This window comes from Erythrobacter sp. R86502, assembly GCF_042466465.1.
Taxonomy (GTDB): domain Bacteria; phylum Pseudomonadota; class Alphaproteobacteria; order Sphingomonadales; family Sphingomonadaceae; genus Erythrobacter.
Window position 1 is genome coordinate 1,883,220 of record NZ_JAXHCJ010000001.1, and the last position, 18,344, is coordinate 1,901,563.

18 protein-coding genes are annotated in these 18,344 nt (G+C 61.1%); 8 read left to right on the top strand and 10 right to left on the bottom strand.

From position 1 onward, the window contains the following. A complete protein-coding gene (dinB, locus tag SJY33_RS09050) occupies positions 1–1,134 on the top strand; it encodes a DNA polymerase IV (protein WP_379922436.1) in 1,134 nt (377 codons plus the stop codon). Between the two features lie 3 nt (positions 1,135–1,137). Here dinB and SJY33_RS09055 read toward each other — a convergent pair whose 3' ends face one another. The 7 genes from SJY33_RS09055 to SJY33_RS09085 form a co-directional block, all read right to left on the bottom strand. Next, on the bottom strand, positions 1,138–1,611 hold the full coding sequence (locus SJY33_RS09055; RefSeq protein WP_379922437.1) for an NUDIX hydrolase: 474 nt from the start codon (positions 1,609–1,611) through the stop codon (positions 1,138–1,140). Further along, positions 1,611–2,225 carry a 6-phosphogluconolactonase gene (locus SJY33_RS09060; RefSeq protein ID WP_379922438.1) on the bottom strand — a complete coding sequence of 205 codons (615 nt, stop codon included), beginning with the start codon at positions 2,223–2,225 and terminating at the stop codon, positions 1,611–1,613. The genes SJY33_RS09055 and SJY33_RS09060 overlap by 1 nt, the downstream gene beginning before the upstream one ends. Positions 2,226–2,296: 71 nt before the next feature. Beyond that, positions 2,297–2,758, bottom strand: a complete 462-nt coding sequence (locus tag SJY33_RS09065) for a Dps family protein (RefSeq protein ID WP_379922439.1) — start codon at positions 2,756–2,758, stop codon at positions 2,297–2,299. Between the two features lie 123 nt (positions 2,759–2,881). Continuing rightward, positions 2,882–3,445, bottom strand: coding sequence for a hypothetical protein (locus tag SJY33_RS09070; RefSeq protein ID WP_379922440.1), 564 nt, complete (start codon positions 3,443–3,445; stop codon positions 2,882–2,884). A 10-nt stretch (positions 3,446–3,455) separates the two neighbouring features. After that, on the bottom strand, positions 3,456–4,838 hold the full coding sequence (locus tag SJY33_RS09075) for an alkaline phosphatase PhoX (RefSeq protein ID WP_379922441.1): 1,383 nt from the start codon (positions 4,836–4,838) through the stop codon (positions 3,456–3,458). 10 nt (positions 4,839–4,848) lie between these two features. Further along, complete coding sequence (locus SJY33_RS09080) at positions 4,849–5,898, bottom strand: phytase (protein WP_379922442.1); 1,050 nt, start codon at positions 5,896–5,898, stop codon at positions 4,849–4,851. Continuing rightward, positions 5,898–8,321: a TonB-dependent receptor plug domain-containing protein gene (locus SJY33_RS09085; protein WP_379922443.1), complete on the bottom strand. Its 2,424-nt coding sequence runs from the start codon at positions 8,319–8,321 to the stop codon at positions 5,898–5,900. The genes SJY33_RS09080 and SJY33_RS09085 overlap by 1 nt, the downstream gene beginning before the upstream one ends. A 201-nt stretch (positions 8,322–8,522) precedes the next feature. On the opposite strand from SJY33_RS09085, the gene SJY33_RS09090 reads away from it, so the two are divergent. The 4 genes from SJY33_RS09090 (at position 8,523) to SJY33_RS09105 (ending at position 14,009) form a co-directional block, all read left to right on the top strand. After that, entirely contained in the window at positions 8,523–9,317 is a 795-nt protein-coding gene (locus SJY33_RS09090) for an SDR family oxidoreductase (RefSeq protein ID WP_379922444.1), read from the top strand. Positions 9,318–9,360: 43 nt separating this feature from the next. Beyond that, positions 9,361–10,437, top strand: a complete 1,077-nt coding sequence (locus SJY33_RS09095; RefSeq protein WP_379922445.1) for an NAD(P)-dependent alcohol dehydrogenase — start codon at positions 9,361–9,363, stop codon at positions 10,435–10,437. A gap of 212 nt (positions 10,438–10,649) precedes the next feature. After that, on the top strand, positions 10,650–11,597 hold the full coding sequence (locus SJY33_RS09100) for a TorF family putative porin (protein ID WP_379922446.1): 948 nt from the start codon (positions 10,650–10,652) through the stop codon (positions 11,595–11,597). 126 nt (positions 11,598–11,723) lie between these two features. After that, entirely contained in the window at positions 11,724–14,009 is a 2,286-nt protein-coding gene (locus SJY33_RS09105) for a penicillin acylase family protein (protein WP_379922447.1), read from the top strand. Positions 14,010–14,027: 18 nt separating this feature from the next. On the opposite strand, the gene SJY33_RS09110 is transcribed toward SJY33_RS09105, so the two are convergent. Genes SJY33_RS09110 through SJY33_RS09120 form a run of 3 tightly spaced genes read right to left on the bottom strand, consistent with a single transcriptional unit; the run spans position 14,028 to position 14,902 of the window. Beyond that, positions 14,028–14,417 carry a ribonuclease HI gene (locus tag SJY33_RS09110; protein ID WP_379922448.1) on the bottom strand — a complete coding sequence of 130 codons (390 nt, stop codon included), beginning with the start codon at positions 14,415–14,417 and terminating at the stop codon, positions 14,028–14,030. 15 nt (positions 14,418–14,432) lie between these two features. Further along, positions 14,433–14,591 carry a hypothetical protein gene (locus SJY33_RS09115; RefSeq protein WP_379922449.1) on the bottom strand — a complete coding sequence of 53 codons (159 nt, stop codon included), beginning with the start codon at positions 14,589–14,591 and terminating at the stop codon, positions 14,433–14,435. Further along, positions 14,588–14,902: an ArsR/SmtB family transcription factor gene (locus SJY33_RS09120; RefSeq protein WP_379923559.1), complete on the bottom strand. Its 315-nt coding sequence runs from the start codon at positions 14,900–14,902 to the stop codon at positions 14,588–14,590. Before SJY33_RS09120 ends, SJY33_RS09115 begins: the two co-directional genes overlap by 4 nt. Before the next feature lie 193 nt (positions 14,903–15,095). On the opposite strand from SJY33_RS09120, the gene SJY33_RS09125 reads away from it, so the two are divergent. From SJY33_RS09125 to SJY33_RS09135, 3 genes are read left to right on the top strand one after another with little or no spacing between them, the layout of a single operon-like run. Continuing rightward, the gene (locus SJY33_RS09125) at positions 15,096–16,358 is read left to right on the top strand and encodes a carbohydrate porin (RefSeq protein WP_379922450.1); all 1,263 of its coding nucleotides are present in this window, start codon (positions 15,096–15,098) and stop codon (positions 16,356–16,358) included. Positions 16,359–16,389: 31 nt separating this feature from the next. Then, entirely contained in the window at positions 16,390–16,629 is a 240-nt protein-coding gene (locus tag SJY33_RS09130) for a hypothetical protein (protein ID WP_379922451.1), read from the top strand. 45 nt (positions 16,630–16,674) lie between these two features. Beyond that, a complete protein-coding gene (locus tag SJY33_RS09135) occupies positions 16,675–18,159 on the top strand; it encodes a methyl-accepting chemotaxis protein (RefSeq protein ID WP_379922452.1) in 1,485 nt (494 codons plus the stop codon). Positions 18,160–18,344 lie beyond the last annotated feature (185 nt).

Below are 18,344 nucleotides of genomic sequence, written 5' to 3' on the forward strand. Positions count from 1 at the left end.
ATGGCCTTTCCGCCGCCCTTGCCCGACGATGCCGACCCGCAGACCCAGGATCAGTTGGGGCTGCGCAAGATCATCCATGTCGATATGGATGCCTTCTTTGCCAGCGTCGAACAACGCGACGATCCCTCGCTCAAGGGCAAGCCTGTCGCAGTGGGGGGATCAGGCGGGCGTGGTGTGGTGGCCGCCGCCAGTTACGAAGCGCGGGTGTTCGGCGTGCGCAGCGCGATGCCGTCTGTCACGGCGAGCCGCCTGTGCCCCGATCTCATCTTCGTGCGTCCGCGCTTTGATGCCTACAAGGAAGCCAGCCGGCAGATTCGGCGGGTGTTTGAACATTACACGCCCATCATCGAGCCGCTGAGCCTCGACGAAGCCTATCTCGATGTCACTGAAGACAAGCTGGGCATCGGCAGCGCCACCCGCATCGCCACATTGATCCGTCAGGAAATTCGCGCCAAAACCCGGCTGACTGCCAGTGCGGGGGTGAGCTACAACAAGTTCCTCGCCAAGATTGCCAGCGATCAGAACAAGCCGGATGGCATGTGCATCATCCGTCCGGGCGAAGGCGCGGCATTTGTTGCAGGTTTGCCGATCCGGCGCTTTCACGGTGTTGGCCCAAAGGCCGAAGCCAGAATGCAGAAACTGGGTATTGCGACCGGCGCCGATCTGGCGGGCAAGGACATTGCATTTCTGCGCCAGCATTTCGGCAGCATGGCAGATTATCTGTTCCGCGCAGCCCGCGGGATCGATCTGCGTCCGGTGGCGGCGCATCGCATCCGGAAATCCGTTGGCGGGGAGCGCACCTTTTCGCAGGATATCGGAAGCGGCGCAGCACTGCGCGATACGCTGGAAACGATCATCGGCATCGTCTGGGAGCGGATTGAAGCCGCAGGCGCGCGCGGCCGTACCGTTACACTGAAGCTCAAATTTACCGATTTCCAGATCATCACACGCGCAGCGTCGCAGCCTGATTACGTGAGCGACAAGGACACCTTCGGCACGATTGCACGCGCCTTGCTCGAGGCCGAACTGCCTTTGCGCGGCCCGATCCGGCTTATGGGACTGCAACTGGGCAACCTTGAAGGCGCAGCGCAGGAAAAACCGCCGCGTGATGACGCGCAGCTTTCCCTGCTGTAACCGCTAGCCCATTTCCCGTGCCCGCCACAGCGCGATCCGGCTGCGGGTGGTGCGCCCCAGCGGTTCTGGCAGTGAATGCGACGGGAAGTAGCGGGCCTCTTTCACTTCGCGCTTGTCGGGCGTGGGGCGCTGGTCGCACACAGCGGCAAAGACATGCGCGGTGTGCGGCGATCCCGACAGGGTTTCCTCAAGCGTGCCGACCCGCTCGATCCGGGCAAGGTCCACGCCCAGTTCTTCGCGCACTTCGCGCCGGGCCGCGACTTCGGGATCTTCGCCCTTGCCCAGTCCGCCACCGGGGAGGCTCCACACATCGGGCCCGTAGGAATGCTTCAGCAGCAAGACATCACCGCTCAGATTGGTCATGACAATGCTGACCCCTGCGATCGGAGTCTTGCGCCAGCGTCGCCAGCGATGTCTGATGATATGCGCTGCAGGCAGGATCGCGCGGTGCAGCGGTGCGGGTAGCAGGTTCGCCATCAGGGGAAGACGGTTACGGGTATGTGGTGGGCTTGCGCGGCGCGAAGCAACCGAGCGACGGGAAGATCATGATCGCCTGCTACCGCGGCGTCAAAGACAGCGCGCTTATCCGCCGCCCCCCCTAGCGTGAACAGGATTTCGCCAGTTGCCACAAGCGCCGGGATCGTCAGCGTGATCCGATCAAACGGTGCATGCGCTGGCAAGGGATGGGGCGTAAGCCGCCGGACAGGCTGATGATCGTTGGCCAAGGGATCGGTGTTGGGAAACAGCGAGGCAATATGACCATCTGGCCCCATGCCCAGCCATGTCAGCGCAAAGCGCGGCGGTTTAGCGTCTTGGGTCAAGGGGACGATGGTGGCACCAGCAGGTTCAAGCAACCTCCGCATCTTGCCCGTATTGGACGCATCATGCGTTTCGGGGACGATCCGGTCATCATTGGGCCAGACCTGCCACCGCGACCAGTCGACAATGCCCCGTTCAATCAGCGCGGCCATAATTGGAAAAGGGGTTGATCCGCCTGGCAGCGTGATCGCGCCGCCATCTTTCAGCCGGGATGACAGCCAGTCCGCAATTGCGGCGGCATCGGCGCTATCCATCATCATGACGTTGTGCATGGGCGCAACATAGCAAACGGGCCGCCCCCGGCAATGGGGACGGCCCGGTTATGGATAGCTATTGCGCGGTATCAGCCAAGAAACGACGAAAGGAACCATACGCGTTCTTCGGCCATATCGGTCCAGTCATCCAACAGACCGTCCGTGGCGTTGTCACCGGCCTGTTCAGCCAGATCCTTCATCGCCTTGAGACGATCGACAACCTTCTGGTTATCGTCACGCAGTTCGGTGATCATGTCATCGGGTGACAGCGTGGTGCTGTCCTGATCCTTGATCTTCGTATGCTTCGCGATAAAGCCGATCGAGGTCAGGGTTTCGCCGCCCTGCTTGCGCACGCGCTCCCCGATCACGTCGATCTGGTCACGGATTTCAACGGCATGTTCGTCAAACAAAAGGTGCAAGTCGCGGAAACGCGGGCCCTTGACGTGCCAGTGAAAATTCTTGGTCTTGGTGTACAGCGCAAAGTGATCCGCCAGCAAACCGTTAAGTTCGGCAATCAATGCGGTCTTGGAATTGGTTTCAGCCTTGGCCATGATAAGCTCCTGTGCATGTTTGGCGGCAACGATCACACGGTGCCGCGCCGTGGTTACACAGTATAACGGCAAACCCGCGCGAAGGTTTCATGACGGTCAGGATTTCGTCAGGCAATAAGGCTATCAATACGGGCTGAAGCGTGCGTTCAGTCCGATGATGATAGCGGTTGCGAACAATCCTGCGGCGAGAACGCGGCGAACCATTGGCAGGGGCAATCGCGCAAGATTGGCAGCGCCGCCATACCATCCGAATGCAACAGCCGCGCCGCCGCCAAGGGCACCGCCCAGTGCTGCGGCTGCGGGAAGCGTCGCCCACGCAGCCAGCGCAAAGACCGCAAACCGCGCAGCGTCGCCGACCTGGCGGGCAGCCAGAACAATGCCGATCGCACCAAGCGAACGGGTCGGTTCCCTAGGTTGTCGGAATCGCACCGGCAGGGCGAGTTCGGCAGCGGCGATCAGCAAGGCAAAGGCGACAAGCATCTGTGCAGCGCGGCGCGGCAACAGCGCGGCAAACTCTGCACCGACCCACGCCATCACAGCGGCGCTCAGACCCGCGCACAGCAAGGCGACCGCCAGCAGCGCGGCGCTTTGGTTCAAACCGTCTGCCCAATGGGCGACCATCCACTGATCGCGCCCACCCATCGCCAGCACGAATGACAGCAGGAAAGCGAGCAGAAAGCTGTCCACGGTTAAGCGATCACGCCGCCCAAGGGCCTGTGATCGCCAGCGTTGCGGTGGGGCCATAGGCGTTCACGAACAACACCTTGCCATCGGGTGAGAAACACCCGCCAGCCAGTTCAGTCTGCGCGGTCAGGCGCGCCAGTGTGTATGCTTCGCCCGCGGGCGTAATGCCGCGAATATGGTTGTCGACCGTATCGGTATACTGATCCTCGCACACGATCAGGTGGCCGTTGGGAGCCACCGTCAGGTTGTCACCATAATCGAACTGGTCCTTACTTGCGCTTTCGAAGAACAGCTCGATCATCTCGGGCGCCCCTGCCAGCCCCGGCATGAGCCTGAGGATCTGCCCAAGATGCTGTGCCCCGCCGCTGGTGCAGCAGGCGAACACTTCGGACTGACCGCGGTTCACGCCCATGTGCAGCCCCTCTCCGCGCGCGATCAGGGACGCGCCCTTTGCAGCGGCGCGGATGCGCAGATCGTCTTTCGGAGCCTCAGGCTCGTCAAGGTCGATCCATCTGACCGGATAGGACTTGCGCAGCGGCATCAGCGCAGTTGTCCAGTTGCGCGAATCCGGCAGGCCCTTGATCACCATGGCCTGAAGCCGCCCGCCCTCGGCGAGCTTGCCGGGGGTTTTGGGGAGGAAGCGATACAGCACCCCGTCGTCACGGTCCTCGGTCATGTAGACGACGCCGGTCGCCGGATCGACCGCCGCGGCTTCGTGATTGAAGCGGCCCATCGCCGTCAGCGGCACCGGATCGACGAGGCCGCGCGCCGCAGCGGGGACTTCGAACACCCAGCCGTGATTGCGCTCAAGCCCCTCGCCGTATTGCTGGCCCGGCCCGGTCGGCGCTTCCTCGCAGGTCAGCCAGCTGCCCCACGGCGTCACCCCGCCCGAACAGTTGCGGATCGTGCCGCCTAGGCTGCGGAACTGGCGCTTCACCTGCAAGGTTGCCGCATCGAGCACAATTGTGGTGGTGCCGCCGGGGACGAATTCACCATTCCGCTTGCCAAAGCCCTTGGCGATCGGCCCGCCCGCATCGTGGCGCGGTTGCAGCTCGTGGTTGCGCACCAGCGCGATTTCAGGGTGTCCGTTTTCATCGGGCCCGAGGTCGAAGCATCCCATCCCGTCCGCACGGTCGGGCACGGTGCCGCCGTCGTCCATCGCATCGCCCAGGCGTGAAATCACCCGGTAGCTGAAGCCCTGCGGGAGATCGAGCAAACCTGCCGGATCGGTTACCAAAGCACCATAGCCGGCAAAGCTGCCCCCATCGGCGCGGGGCACGGCCGTGCTGGCCGCGCCGCGGGTCATGCACCCGCTGGCAGTCAATGCGGCAAAAGCGGTGGCGGTCGCACCAAGAAAGCGGCGGCGATTGGGTGCGAGTGCGATTGTATCTGTCATGCCCGGCGGCTTATCGACCAGCCTCCAGCGCGGCAAGAATTTCGTCCCATCGGGCATATTTGAAGTTCTGCGCATAGGGCGGGTTGATCCCGTCCTGCGCGATGAAGATGCCGCGCGGGAAATTCGGGCCGAAACCGCGGTTGTCGACTTCGATCCCGTCGGTTTCCTCAGCGGCGCCAAAGGTGCCCGCCGCGATGCGGAAGCGGCCCACCGGAGCATGATCGGGCAGGCGCCAAACCATGTATGCGTTGTCACCCTGCGATGATCCGATCAGATACCCGCCGTCCACGCCTTCGGGCGCAATTGCCAGTCCTTCGAGATCGGCGACCAGCGCCTTGTTGTCGATGGCTGCTATCATCCGCTTGGCCCCGGTGGCGGTATCGATCGCCCACAAACCGGCGTCTTCCTCACCGATGTAAAGCGTGCCCGTGCGCGGATCGGCAATACAGCCTTCGGGCTGGGTCGCCACATTGGCAAGCGTCGTGGTGGTCCCGGTGAAAGCGCCGTTTTCCCCCGAGATTATGGTGCGATAGATCACCCCGTTCTTTGGCGCGTTGAATACCGTAAAGCTGCGCCCCTGCACCTTGCCCGTGTTCGGCTTGTCGATGCAGATGCCGTACCCTTCGCCCGGACCGACCGCCACCTTGCCCGCCGGAGTCAACTTGCCCGAAACACCATCCAGAAGCGCAAGAAAGATGGTCGCGTTCGCCAGATCGCTACGATCGCTCGCCGCAACGACGACCGTTCCATCGCCCAATTCGACCACATCGACATTGTTGAGGCCCGGCGCTGCAAGGAAGCTCTTCTGCGCGCCCGTCAGATCATAGACGTAGAGCCCGCCTTTCTTGTCGGTGCCGACGATCAGGCTGGCTGCTGGATTTGCAGCGTTCCGCCAGATGGCCGGGTCATCCGCCGCATCCTGCCTTGCAGTGCCGACAGGCGCGGTTTGCGCCCGTGCGGCTACGGACACGGCGGGATCACCGATGATCGCGGGAACTGTGGCACAGCCCCCGGCGATCACCAGAGCTATAAGGGCAAAGCCCTGGAACGGTCGCAGCATCAGAACGCGTACCTTGCGACAACCTGGAACACGGGCCCGGCACGCTCGCTTTCAAGCTCGTATTCGTCGAATTCGCGGTCGATCTGTTCGTCTACGGTGTTGAACTTGTTGAAGTCTTCATCTTTCGTTCCGTCAAGCAGGTTCGAACCCACTGCGCGGATCGTGAAGCTATCGCCAAAGCGCTTTTCGACGAAGATTTCGAGGTCCGCACCGTAGCGGGTGAAGACTTCTTCACCCACGACGCGGCCGAAAGCCTCACCCTGCTTGCGATAGGTCGCGCCAAACGCCGCGCCGAAATCGGGCAGGTTCTGGATCGCGCCAAAGTTGTAGACGTAATCCGACTGGTCATTGAAGCGGCGCTTGCCGAATTCATCGGTGATGTTGCTGTCTAGCAGCGCAAGGTTACCGAACACCCCCGTGTTAGGCAAACCAAGGAAGCGGAGGCTGAACGAAGCGTCGAATTCGATTCCGTAAACCTCCCCATCACCCGTGTTGCGCGGCACAAGCACGAAGGTGCCGGGGCCTTCCGATCCGTTTTCCACCGAACCATCGGCCTCCAGCGCGGTTGTCAGTTCGGTAAGGTTGCTGACATCGCGGTAGAACACGTTGACGCCGACCACACCGTTATTGCCGATCTTGTGTTCGTACCCCAGATCGCCGCCCCATGCGGTTTCGGGCAGCAGGAAGGGGTTGCCGCGGAAGTCGTTATCGCCAAATTCGGTTTCCAGCTCGATTGGCGCGATGAAATCAAAACGCGGGCGACGCAGCGTGCGGGCGCCCGAGATCGTGACGCGGCCATCGCCGATTTCGTACTTCAGCGAAGCCGAAGGCAGAAACTCGTCATATTCGTTGCTGACGCTGGTCCCGACAGGATTGTCGGGATTGCTGCCAAAAATGTCGGTCGAGGTGTTCTCCCAACGCAAACCGATTTCGAAAGTCAGATTGTCGTATTCGCCTTCGACGAGGGCATAAAGATCGGCGCGCTCTTCCTCGATTGCGATAACGGTGTTTTCGAAGGCGGGGAAAGCCACCGGGACGAATTCCACCGGGCTGCGGCTGAACTGATCATACCCCGTGCGCGTTGCCGCTGGCAGGTTGAACCGGTTAAGGCTGGTCCGCGGAGTTTCCTGCAACAGCGTATCGCGGTCCTTGGTCTGCACAAAGCCACCAACCGCAAATTCGAGATTGTCGTTGAGCTCGAATTCATGTTCCAGATTGACAAAGAACTCGGTGTCCCTGGTATCCGACAGGATCAATTCGCCGGTAAAGCGTGGGGAACTGCGGTCAAAGTCGATTTCGTATTCGAATTCGTCCTGAACATCATCGAACCGTGCGTAGCCCACGCGCAGCTGGGTTTCGCCGAGGCTCCATTCCTGATCGAGCTTCCCGATCACCGACCAGCTTTCCGTGGTGATGTCATTGACGTTGGCGTTATCCGTCAACAGGCCCGCATCGTTGGTATCGTCATCATTGTCGACCGGGCCGAACACGCCTGTCGGACGCGAATATTCGAACGAGCGTTCGTCCTCGATACGCTCAGTACGCACATAATTGCCGAGAATTTCGAATTCGGTCGCCTCGGTTTCGATCCCCCAACTTGCGTTGAAGGCATAGTCGGTCCCATCCCGCGTATCGGTCTGGTCTTCGCGGTTGTCGAATTCATCTTCTGCAAAATCGGGATTGTTTTCGGGCGAGTCTCCGTAGCGCAGGCTGGACTTTTCCTTGGGATTGTAGCGGCCCTGAACATTGGCCCCGACCAGCAAGCGTCCCCCGGCCAGTTCGCCGCCATAGTAAAAGCCCCCCGACTGCTTGAATTCGCCGTCATCGAAGAACAGGCCGCCGGCACGCAGGTACCCACCATCAAGCGCGAACCCATCGCGCAGCTTTATGTTGAGCGAACCTGCAACCGCATCGCCTGTGCGGCGCGCCGAGGATGAGCGGACGATTTCGACCTGCTCGATCAATTCGGCCGGGATGCGGTCGAGGAAGAACGAACGGTCCGATTGCCCGCCGGGCACGCGCTCGCCATTGATCAGGATCTGGGTGTAGCCCGGATCAAGCCCGCGCAGACGCGCGCCATCGCTTTCGATCACGTCGGACAGGAAAGTGACGCCCGGCACGCGCTTCAGCGCATCGCCCGCGGTCAGCGGTTCGAACCGCTGGAAATATTCTTCGTCGTAAACCAGCACCGGCTCTGCCGCGTCTGACCGGTTTCGGAACCCGATGCTGCCCTGCACCACGATTTCCTTGGCGGTCTGGATCTCGTCATCTTCGCTCTCGGCTGTCTCGGCAATGGCGCCGCCGGACTGGAGCGCGGCAGCGGCGACCGCCTGCGGATCGACCTCCGCGGCGCGGATGGGTGAGGCAAAAGCGACGGTAAGCGCGGTTACGGCGCTGCCGATGAACAGCTGTGTTCGGAGCATGGATATTCCCCCTCGCGGTCTTCCGGGAATCGGTGCCGCGTTGGAAGCGCCGATAATCGCGATCCGTGACAGGCGAACGACCGATCGGTGACGGATCGGTGAAATGGAAAATGGCTGCAAAAATACCGGCAAACGCAAGGCTGGCGCAGGCTGCGCGATCGGCCTAGCGTTACGGCAAAAGACGCACAGGAGAGAGCAGGCATGATAATCGAACCGGGCATGGCGGCGGTTGTTACAGGCGGCGCCAGCGGATTGGGCAAGGCAAGCGCCCGCGCCTTTGCCGATGCGGGCATGAAGGTTGCCATTTTCGACATCAATGACGAAGCGGGCGAAGCCCATGCTGCAGCGATTGGCGGCACCTTCCACCATGTCGACATCATGGACGAAGCCAGTGTCGAGGCGGGGTTTGCCGCCGCGCGCGCTGCGCATGGACAGGAGCGTGTGACACTGCACTGCGCGATGGCCAGCCGCCGCGGCAAAACGCTGGGCTGGGACAAACAGAACGGCCAGTACATGCGCCTTCCGACCGAAGATTACGCCTTCGGGGCCGAGGGCATTCTGGTCGCCAGTTACCGCGTTGCCAGCATCTCGGCGCTGGGGATGGCGAACGCCGATCCGGTCAACGACGATGGCGAGCGCGGCTGCATCATCCTCACAGCCAGCGTTGCCGGGCAAGACGGGCAGATCGGGCAGGTGATCTACGGCAGCTGCAAGGCCGGGGTGAACGGGTTGGTGTTGCCGATGGCGCGCGACCTGATGGACATGGGCATCCGTGTGAATTCGGTCATGCCCGGCATCTTTGCCACCCCGCTGATGCTGGGCATGAAAGACCGCAACCCGCCAATGTGGGAGCAGTTGAACGCCAGCGTGCCGTTCCCCAAGCGCCTTGGCGAACCCGAAGAATTTGCGTCGCTGGTGCTGGAAATCGCGCGCAACAGTTACATCAACGGCCACCAGTTCCGGCTGGACGGGGCGATCCGGATGCCGCCGAAATAGTAGAGCAAGGCAATCGAAGCGAACAAGCTGCGAGGGAACACAAATGGCAACCCAGACCAACGAATACCCCACCAGAGCCTATGGCGCGACGTCACCCGACAGCGGGGTCGGGCCAATGCAGATCACCCGCAGGGGCCTGCGTCACGACGATGTGCTGATCGACATTACGCATTGCGGCATTTGCCATTCCGATCTGCATTCCGCGCGCAACGACTGGGGTTTCACGACCTATCCCATCGTGCCCGGCCATGAAATCGTCGGCACGGTGAGCGCGATTGGCGAGAACGTGACCCGCCATAAGGTTGGCGACCGCGTGGCCATCGGCTGCATGGTCGATTCCTGTCTGGAATGTGCCCATTGCACGGCAGATCTGGAGCAATATTGTCTGGCCAGTGGCGGCAATACCGGCACCTATAACGGCACGGACAGGCGGGACGGGACGCCCACCTTCGGCGGCTATTCCGAACAGATCGTTTGCCGCGAAGAATTTGTGCTGAAAGTCCCCGCCAACCTGCCCAGCGCCGAGGCTGCACCATTGTTGTGTGCAGGGATCACCACCTATTCGCCGCTGCGCACCTGGAAGATTGGTCCCGGCAGCAAGGTGGCGATCGCCGGGTTGGGTGGGCTTGGGCACATGGGTGTGAAACTTGCCGCTGCGATGGGGGCCGAAGTAACCGTGCTGTCTCGCAGCGAAAGCAAGCGTCCGGATGCCGAAAAGCTGGGCGCACAGCATTTCCTCAACACCACCGACAAGGCGGCGATGAAGGCCAAGCGGGGAACGTTCGACATGGTGCTGAACACCATTCCGGTGCGCCATGACGTGACACCTTATCTCCATTTGCTGAAGGTGGACGGGGTTCAGGTGCTGGTAGGCATGATCGACATGCTGCCTGAGCTCCACACCGGCGTGCTGCTGGGCCGCAAGGTGTTGACCGGAAGCGGGATCGGCGGATTGGCCGAAATGCAGGAAATGCTCGATTTCTGTGCTGACAAAGGCATCCTGCCCGATATCGAGGTGATTGCGATGCAGGATATTGCCGTCGCTTATGACCGGATGGAGGCGAGCGACATCAAGTACCGTTTCGTGATCGACATGGAAAGCTTGCGCGCCGCAGAGTGACAGCCACTTCTCAGGATTCCGGTCTATCTGGAAACTGTTGCATGAAAGTCACGCAATAACTGAATACGATAACTGATTATCATATAACCTTTGTGCGCCAGTGCCGCTTCGGAGAATATGATTTCGATGTGACGGGAACCCGATTCTTCGGAGAATAATTCCTGCACGCCGCGCAGGTGGAACGATCCAAACCTCTCTATGGAGCGTTCCTTATGTCCATTCGTTTTGCCACGGCCGCATCGGCTGTCGCTTTCGCCGCATGTTTTGCCACGCCCGCTTTTGCGAGCGATGCCGATGCCGCGATCACCGGCCCGGTCGAAGATGCCGCAGTCACCGTTTCTGAAGATGTCGATGCCGCCACGACGCGCGCTGTTGCGCCAATCGATCTGGCTACGGCCACCGGTCAGGAAGACGTTGGCTCCGCCATCACGGTGTCGGGTTCCGCCACGCTCGCATCCGATTACCGGTTCCGCGGCGTATCGCAGACCGATGAAGGCATGGCCGTGCAAGGCGGCTTTACGATTAGCCATGAAAGCGGCTTTTATGTCGGCGCATGGGGTTCAAACCTCGCCGGCTGGGGCACCTTTGGCGGTTCCAACATGGAACTGGATATCTATGGCGGATATGCGCTGCCCGTGGGCGAAGGCGCGCTTGATGTCGGCCTGACCTGGTTCATGTATCCCAGCGGCGCGGACACCACCGATTTTGCCGAAATCTACGCCAAGCTTTCGGGCGATGTCGGGCCGGTGGGCCTGACGGCCACGGTCGCCTATGCGCCGAAACAGGAAGCGCTGGGCAATGTTTTTCCCATCGGGCTTCCGGCCGATCCCGGTGACAAGGAAGACAACCTCTATCTGGCTGGCGATTTTGTCTATGGCATCGCCGACACGCCTGTCAGCCTGAAAGCGCATATCGGTTATTCGGACGGCAACCCCGGTCTGGGCCCCAATGGGACCAGCATCGCACCAACCGGCACCTATTTTGACTGGCTGATCGGTGCCGACGTTTCGCCCATCGAAGGGCTGACGTTGTCGGTTGCCTATGTCGATACCGACATTTCGGAAGCCGAAGCCAATCTGCTGCGCCCGAACTTTGCGACGCTGGCAGGTAATTCCATCTCGGATGCGACAGTCGTTTTTTCGGTCACCGCATCGTTCTGATCGCTGCATAAGCTTACAAAAGCGCGCAAGGGGGCGCTCTGCCATCGCGGCAGAGCGCCCCTTTACTTTGGCATCGGCTTGCCGATAGGTTGCAAGGCGAGACCCGATAACGGGTAGATGAGAGGAATGATGATGCGGACGGCAGTTCTGGCGGTGACAACAGCCGCGCTTCTGACAACACCAGTCAGTCAGGCGCGCGCCGACGGGGGGTTGGAAGCCACGATCACCCGCACCGCTTTTGGCATTCCGCATATCGAAGCAAAGGATTGGCGCGGCGTCGGCTATGGTGTTGCCTATGCCTATGCCGAAGACAACCTGTGTCTGCTCGCCGAAGAATTCGCCACCGTTGCAGGCGAACGGTCGCTTCATTTCGGCCCCGAAGGCACCGCGACGCTAGGCTTTGAACAGGTCGACAATCTGTCTTCGGACGTGTTTTTCCGTGCGATCATCGATCTTCCGGCATTGCGCGAAGGCACCCAAAACCTGACCCCGCGGGTGTTGAGCCTGATGGATGGCTATGTTGCGGGATACAACCGCTTCCTGACAGATGCCGGAACGCAAGGCGTTCCTGAAGAATGCCGCGGCAAGGCGTGGGTTCGCCCGGTTACCCGCGACGATATGCTGCGTTTGAACGAAAAGCAGATGCTGCTGGCGAGTTCGCTGAACCTTGCCGCGGCCATCGCCAATGCTGCACCGCCAGGCGCAACGCCGCCCAAGGTCGCGATCACAATGCCCAAGCCAGGCGAACTGGGAATGGGCAGCAACGGCTGGGCGTTTGGCGGTGATGCCACCGCAAATGGGCGTGGCTTGGTGATCGGCAATCCGCACTTCCCATGGAAAGGCCCCAACCGGTTTTGGCAGATGCATGTCAGGGGGCCTGATGGATATGACGTGATGGGCGTTGGCCTTGCCGGTACTCCGCTGCCGACGCTGGGCTTCAACAAGGACATGGCGTGGACGCATACCGTCACCCAGGCGAAGCATTTCACGCTGTATCAGCTCAGCCTCGATCCGGCCGACCCGACCCGCTACATGGTCGATGGCAACAGCCTCGCCATGACGCCGCAGACGATTACCGTCCCCATGCCCGGCGGCGCCCCAGCGGTTACGCGGACGCTGTATGCAACACGCTTCGGCCCGGTTTTCGTGATTCCCAACCGCGGCATCACATGGACCGCAACGTCCGCATTTGCCGTTCGTGACGCCAACCGCGCAAATCAGCGCGGGATCGAGGCATGGCTGCGCATCGGGGAAGCGAAGAACGTGGGCGACGTACAGGCCGCGGTCAGCGACACGCTGGGCATTCCCTGGGTCAATACCATCGCCGCTGATCGGTACGGTGATGCGTTGCACGCCGATATAACCGCAGTGCCCAACGTTTCGGCCGACAAGATCAAGACCTGCTCCACCCCGATATCGGGCCTGTTTGCCGAATTTGCCGTGCTGCTCGACGGGACGCGGCAAGCTTGCGATTGGGACGTGGCGACAGGAACACCCGCGCCCGGACTGATGCCCGCAGGCGATCAGGCATCGACCATCGTGCGCAGCTATCTTACCAATTCCAATGATAGTTACTGGATCAGCAATCCGGCGGTTCCGCATCGGCAACTCTCGCCGATCCTCGGTGAATATGGGACCACACGCAGTCTGCGCACACGGTCCAATTTCATGGAAACTGCAGCACTTCTTGCGGGCGGCGCGGTGGATCACGCGCGGGCGCAGCAGCACGCTTTTGCCAACAAAAGTCTTGCAGCCGAAATGACGCTTGATGCGGTGGCTGCGCTGTGCGCGTCCGAAGCCGCTGTATCAGACGCGGCGTTGCGCGGCTGCAGGGCGCTGGCAGGATGGGACCGCCGGTTTGAGGCATCCAGCAAGGGCGCGGCGCTGTTTCGTGCGTTCTGGGCCAAGGCGGGTCGTTTGCCCGGCGTATGGCAGGTGCCGTTTGATCCTGCTGATCCGCTGAACACCCCGCACACATTGTCCACTGAGGGAGCCAAGGGCCAGAAACTGATGGCCACGCTGGCAGAGGCTGTGGCCGAACTTGAATCTTCCCACATCGCGCTCGACGCGGCGTGGGGCGATGTGCAGCGCGTGATGGCAGGCAATCAGGCGATTCCGATCCACGGTGGCCCCGGTACGCTCGGCGTGCTCAACATGCAGGAATCGCGTCCGGCACCCTACGGCGGGCTGATGCCCGTCCATGGGACAAGCTATATCCAGATCGTCGGGTTCGACGACGATGGCCCAGTGGCTGACGCGATCCTCAGCTATGGACAGTCCACCAATCCAGCCTCCCCGCATGCCTATGACCAGACCCGCGCCTATGCTGCCAAGCAATGGCATCGCCTGCCTTTTTCAAAGGCCGAAATCACAGCGGCTGCCATAGGCGAACCGAAACGTATCGCGGAGTAGTGGGCGCGCCAAGGTTGCTTAAAACGCGCGGCGGCGTGCAAGCGCGATACCGGCCAGGTTCTGCTGTCTGGGTGTCCAGACAATACGCCGTGGCGGCGCCTTCGCCGCCTGCTGCCTGAATAAGGTAAGGTGTTTGACCGACGCAGCCGAACGCGGCGGGGCCGCCCCTGTGGCCTGACCGATAACCTCGGCCGAATCGCCGATCAGATCAAACTCCGGTGCGTCCAGCGATTGCGCAAGTTCCAGCGACAGGCGCAGTGCTGTCCATTCCGCGTCGCTACTGGTCCCGTATCCCAGATCATCGAAAAAGTAGGTAACGCCGCGCACCACCACGGCGGCCTCGATGATCCCGGGATTGGGACGGCAGCCGCCATCAAAGTAGATTTTCAGTCTGCGCCGCTGCGCCATACGTGCCCCCAATATCTACCAATCCGATACCAAACCTGCGCTATCGGCTGGCATGATAACCGGCATGTCGCATTCGGCACGTTCGGAATATCGAATGACCAATTGTTCGGAATGGGGACGCAGCAATACAGTGAAACGCACCAGCGCCAGCACAGCGAAGGGTGTGCGGTTCATTTGAGCGCCTTTGCCCGGGGTTTGCAATCGAGACCACACAGAAGGTCGGCGCATATGTCTGGTTCGCCTCCGCAGCAATACTGCTTCAAAAAGGCGAGCGGTCGCCGCATGCCGGGGTAATCGGCGCGGTAACGGATCAACTGGCCTTCGCGTTCTGACTGCACCAGCCCGGCGCGTTTCAGCGTTACCAGACGGTGCGACATGGTAGACGGCGGCACGCCGCCATAATCCGCTATGGCCCCGGCAATCCTACCGTCGTCACCCGCGATCACCAGCATCCGAAAGACCGATAATTCCCAAATTATCGAAATGCGGGACTCCCTCCGGGATGCGCCCTCATCGGTGGGATACGAGGGGGATCTTCAGACAGCTCGGAAATATGCTGGAGTACGAATTATTCCCGAGGGACGCGCCCAGAGCATCTTCAAGTCTGCATGCAAGTAGGATCTACCTCGGTAGAGCATGACATCGCCCACCGTTGATTGATTTGCAGTGGGAGTGGGTATGACGTTGACGCAGTACCGCACCAGCCTGTTGCATCTTGGAAGACAATACCTTTTGCGTGTGGTCGGCGCTTCGCTGCTGACCATGATAATGGCGGCCATCCCCGGACACGCCGAAGATGGCGACACAGCGCCTTTGCCGCCGCCCTCTGCGGTTCTGAGCCTGTCGGGCGAATATGTCGTAGATCTGGTGACCGTGGCCCAAGGCGCCAATACCGGGGTGCGTTATGTCGATCTTGCGTCGCTCGTTGCCGTACTCGACCTCGAAGCAGCCGCCGGTTGGCGCGGCGCGCATATCGTCGCCGAGGGCATCGCTGGCACCGGACAGCGGCCCAACGACCTTGCTGGCACGCTTCAAGGCGTAAACAATAACGAGGTGGCAGAAAACCGGGCCAAGATTTACCAGCTCTACCTTGAACAACGCCTCGCCCGATGGCCCGTCCTCTTGCGGGCGGGTTTCATCGATCTCAACGCCGAATTCTACAACAACGACGCCGCCGGGCTGTTGATCGCACCTGCGTTCGGGATCGGTTCGGAACTGGCCGCAACGGGCCCAAATGGGCCGGCGATCTTTCCTTCGACAGCGCTTACCGCTGCGGTTCGGATTGAACCCTCCGCAGATACCTACACCGCCTTAGCGGTCGTAAACGCCGAAGCGGGCGTCTTGGGCGATGCTGGCGGCATGCGCCCGGTCTTCGATCATGGCGCGCTGATGATTGGCGAGATAGGTTGGGCCAGCATGGGCAAGATTGCGCTTGGTGCGTGGATGTACACAAAGAAGCAGGATGATATTCGCCTGTTCGACTCCGTTGGCGACCCGTTGCGTCAACGCGCACAAGGAGGGTATGTCCTGGTCGAATGGCCCGTCGGCGCGCCTATCGCTCTTGAAAAGGATGCGCCGCGAAAGGCCAGCCTGTTCCTGCGTGCAGGAATTTCGGATGGCGACACCACACCCTATCGCGGCGGTTGGCAGACCGGGATCCTGATGAATAGCGTTTGGCCCGGTCGCCCAAGCAGCCAATTATCTTTCGGCGCGCATCAAGCGCTTCTTGCTGACAAGTTCCGGCATAACGAAGCCGATGGCGGCAACCCGCAACGCCGCGCGGAAACCGGGCTGGAACTGACCTTCGCCGATCAGGTCACGCCGTGGCTCAATCTTCAGGCAGACGCGCAATATGTTCGCAACGCCGGACGAGGTGCAAGCGTGCGCGATGCCATCGTCGTCGGGCTGCGCTTCGTTTTTGCTTTTGGACAAGAATGGTGAATTTGCCCATGGATCAGGAAACTTTGCGATCATGACTATCAAGCAACGCGCGATCCTGATCGGATCAATCCTTATTGGCCTTACGCTTGTGCAGACCTTGTCGGCCGCGTGGAGCGATTACCAGCGCGCGCAAAGCGATGCGCAAGGCGAAGTGATCGTCAGCATGCTCCGTAACCATATGGTCGGTGACATGATGCACGATGCCGTGCGCGGGGCCGTATTCGCAGCGTTGTACGGCGCTGCGATCCAAGAACCGGCTCGCGTGCGCTAGGCCAGCGCCGATCTTGATAAATATGCTGCTACTTACCGGGAAATCATGGCGCAGAACCGCAATCTGGCGGCAGATCCGGGCCTGCGACAGACGTTGGAAACCACCAACCGGGATGTTGAGGTCTACCTTGGTACAGGACGCAGGATGATCGACGCGGCAGCGCGTAACCGAAGCAGCGCGGAGGCGCTTTCCCCGCAATTCACTGCGGCGTTCGAACGGCTTGAAGGATCGATGGAGAAGATCGGGCTAACCTTCGAAGACCTTCTTGCACAGCGCAACGCGGCTGCGCAGTCGAGCAGCCTTTGGCTGCTGATCGGCTTTGCACTGGTGTCCTTCATTGTCTTGGGTGTGACAATGCGCGTGCTACAGCGCACGGTGATCCTGCCGCTCAGCCGGCTGTCGGACCAACTCAAATCACTGGCAGCAGGACATTATGACAGCCGGGTCGAAGGTACGGCTGTCGGCGATGAAATTGGCGAAATCGCCCGCTCGGCCGAGGTTTTTCGAACGGCAGCAATCGCAAAACAAGCCGCCGACCGCGAGAAGGCAGTGGTGGTTGCGGCGCTGGCAAGCGGATTACAGGCGCTTGCCGCGCGCAATTTGACCGTGCGCATCGAGACGCCTTTCACAGCCGAATACGAAACACTGCGCGACAATTTTAACCGCACCGCCTTCGAACTGAGCGCGGTGATGGTGCAGGTCGCAGAAGCCGCTACCAGTGTCTCCACAGGGGCGGAAGAAATCCACAGTGCGTCAAGCGACTTGGCCAGACGCAATGAGCTGCAGGCCGCTCGCGTCGATCAGTCGAGTTCGGCGCTGGGCGAAGTGGCGGGCAATGTACAGAGCACGGCATCCAGCGCCAAGGACGTGCAGCAGGTCATCGCAGAGGCCAACCATCACGTGGCCGAAGGCGACGACATCGTCCGGCAGGCGGTCGACACCATGGCTTCCGTCGAGCAGTCTTCCAAGGAGGTTGGCAACATCATCGCGCTGATCGAAGGGCTTGCCTTTCAGACCAACCTGCTCGCTCTCAACGCCGGGGTTGAGGCTGCGCGGGCGGGCGAAGCGGGCAAGGGCTTTGCCGTCGTTGCAAGCGAAGTGCGCGCGCTTGCCCAGCGCAGCGCCGAAGCGGCAAGCGAAATCACCGCGCTGATCCGCGCCAGTTCCGAACAGGTCAGCAGGGGCGTGACGCTGGTAGGGAAGACCGGACAGTCATTCTCGCGGATCATGGGCAGTTTCAGCCGGATCGACAGTCATGTGCGCACTATCGCGGACGCTACCCAAGGGCAGGCCGACAATCTCCAGCAGGTCAGCAACGCCGCCAGCGACATGGGCCGCATGACCCAGCAGAACGCAGCAATGGTCGAACAGGCCACCGCCGCTGCCAGCAGCCTGGCGCAGCAGTCCGCCGATCTTCAGCAGCTGGTCAAAGCTTTTGCAGTGGGCGTGTCTCAGTCGCACGCACATCTGGCGCAAGGTCCGAGCCCAACCGCAGGCTTTGCGCACAACGTCGATCGTGTCGCCGCCTGAAATCGCGAGCGGAAAAACCTTATTTCAGACTGCCGCGTCTGCCCGGATGACGTTTCTTACTGCGCCGAATGCTCAGGTGTACCGACCAACGCTCCCGACAGATCGCGAACCTTGCGCAAATTTGAGAGCATGACCGCACGCGGCGCTGGAGCGGGTGAAGGGAATCTAGTTGTTGCTGCAATATC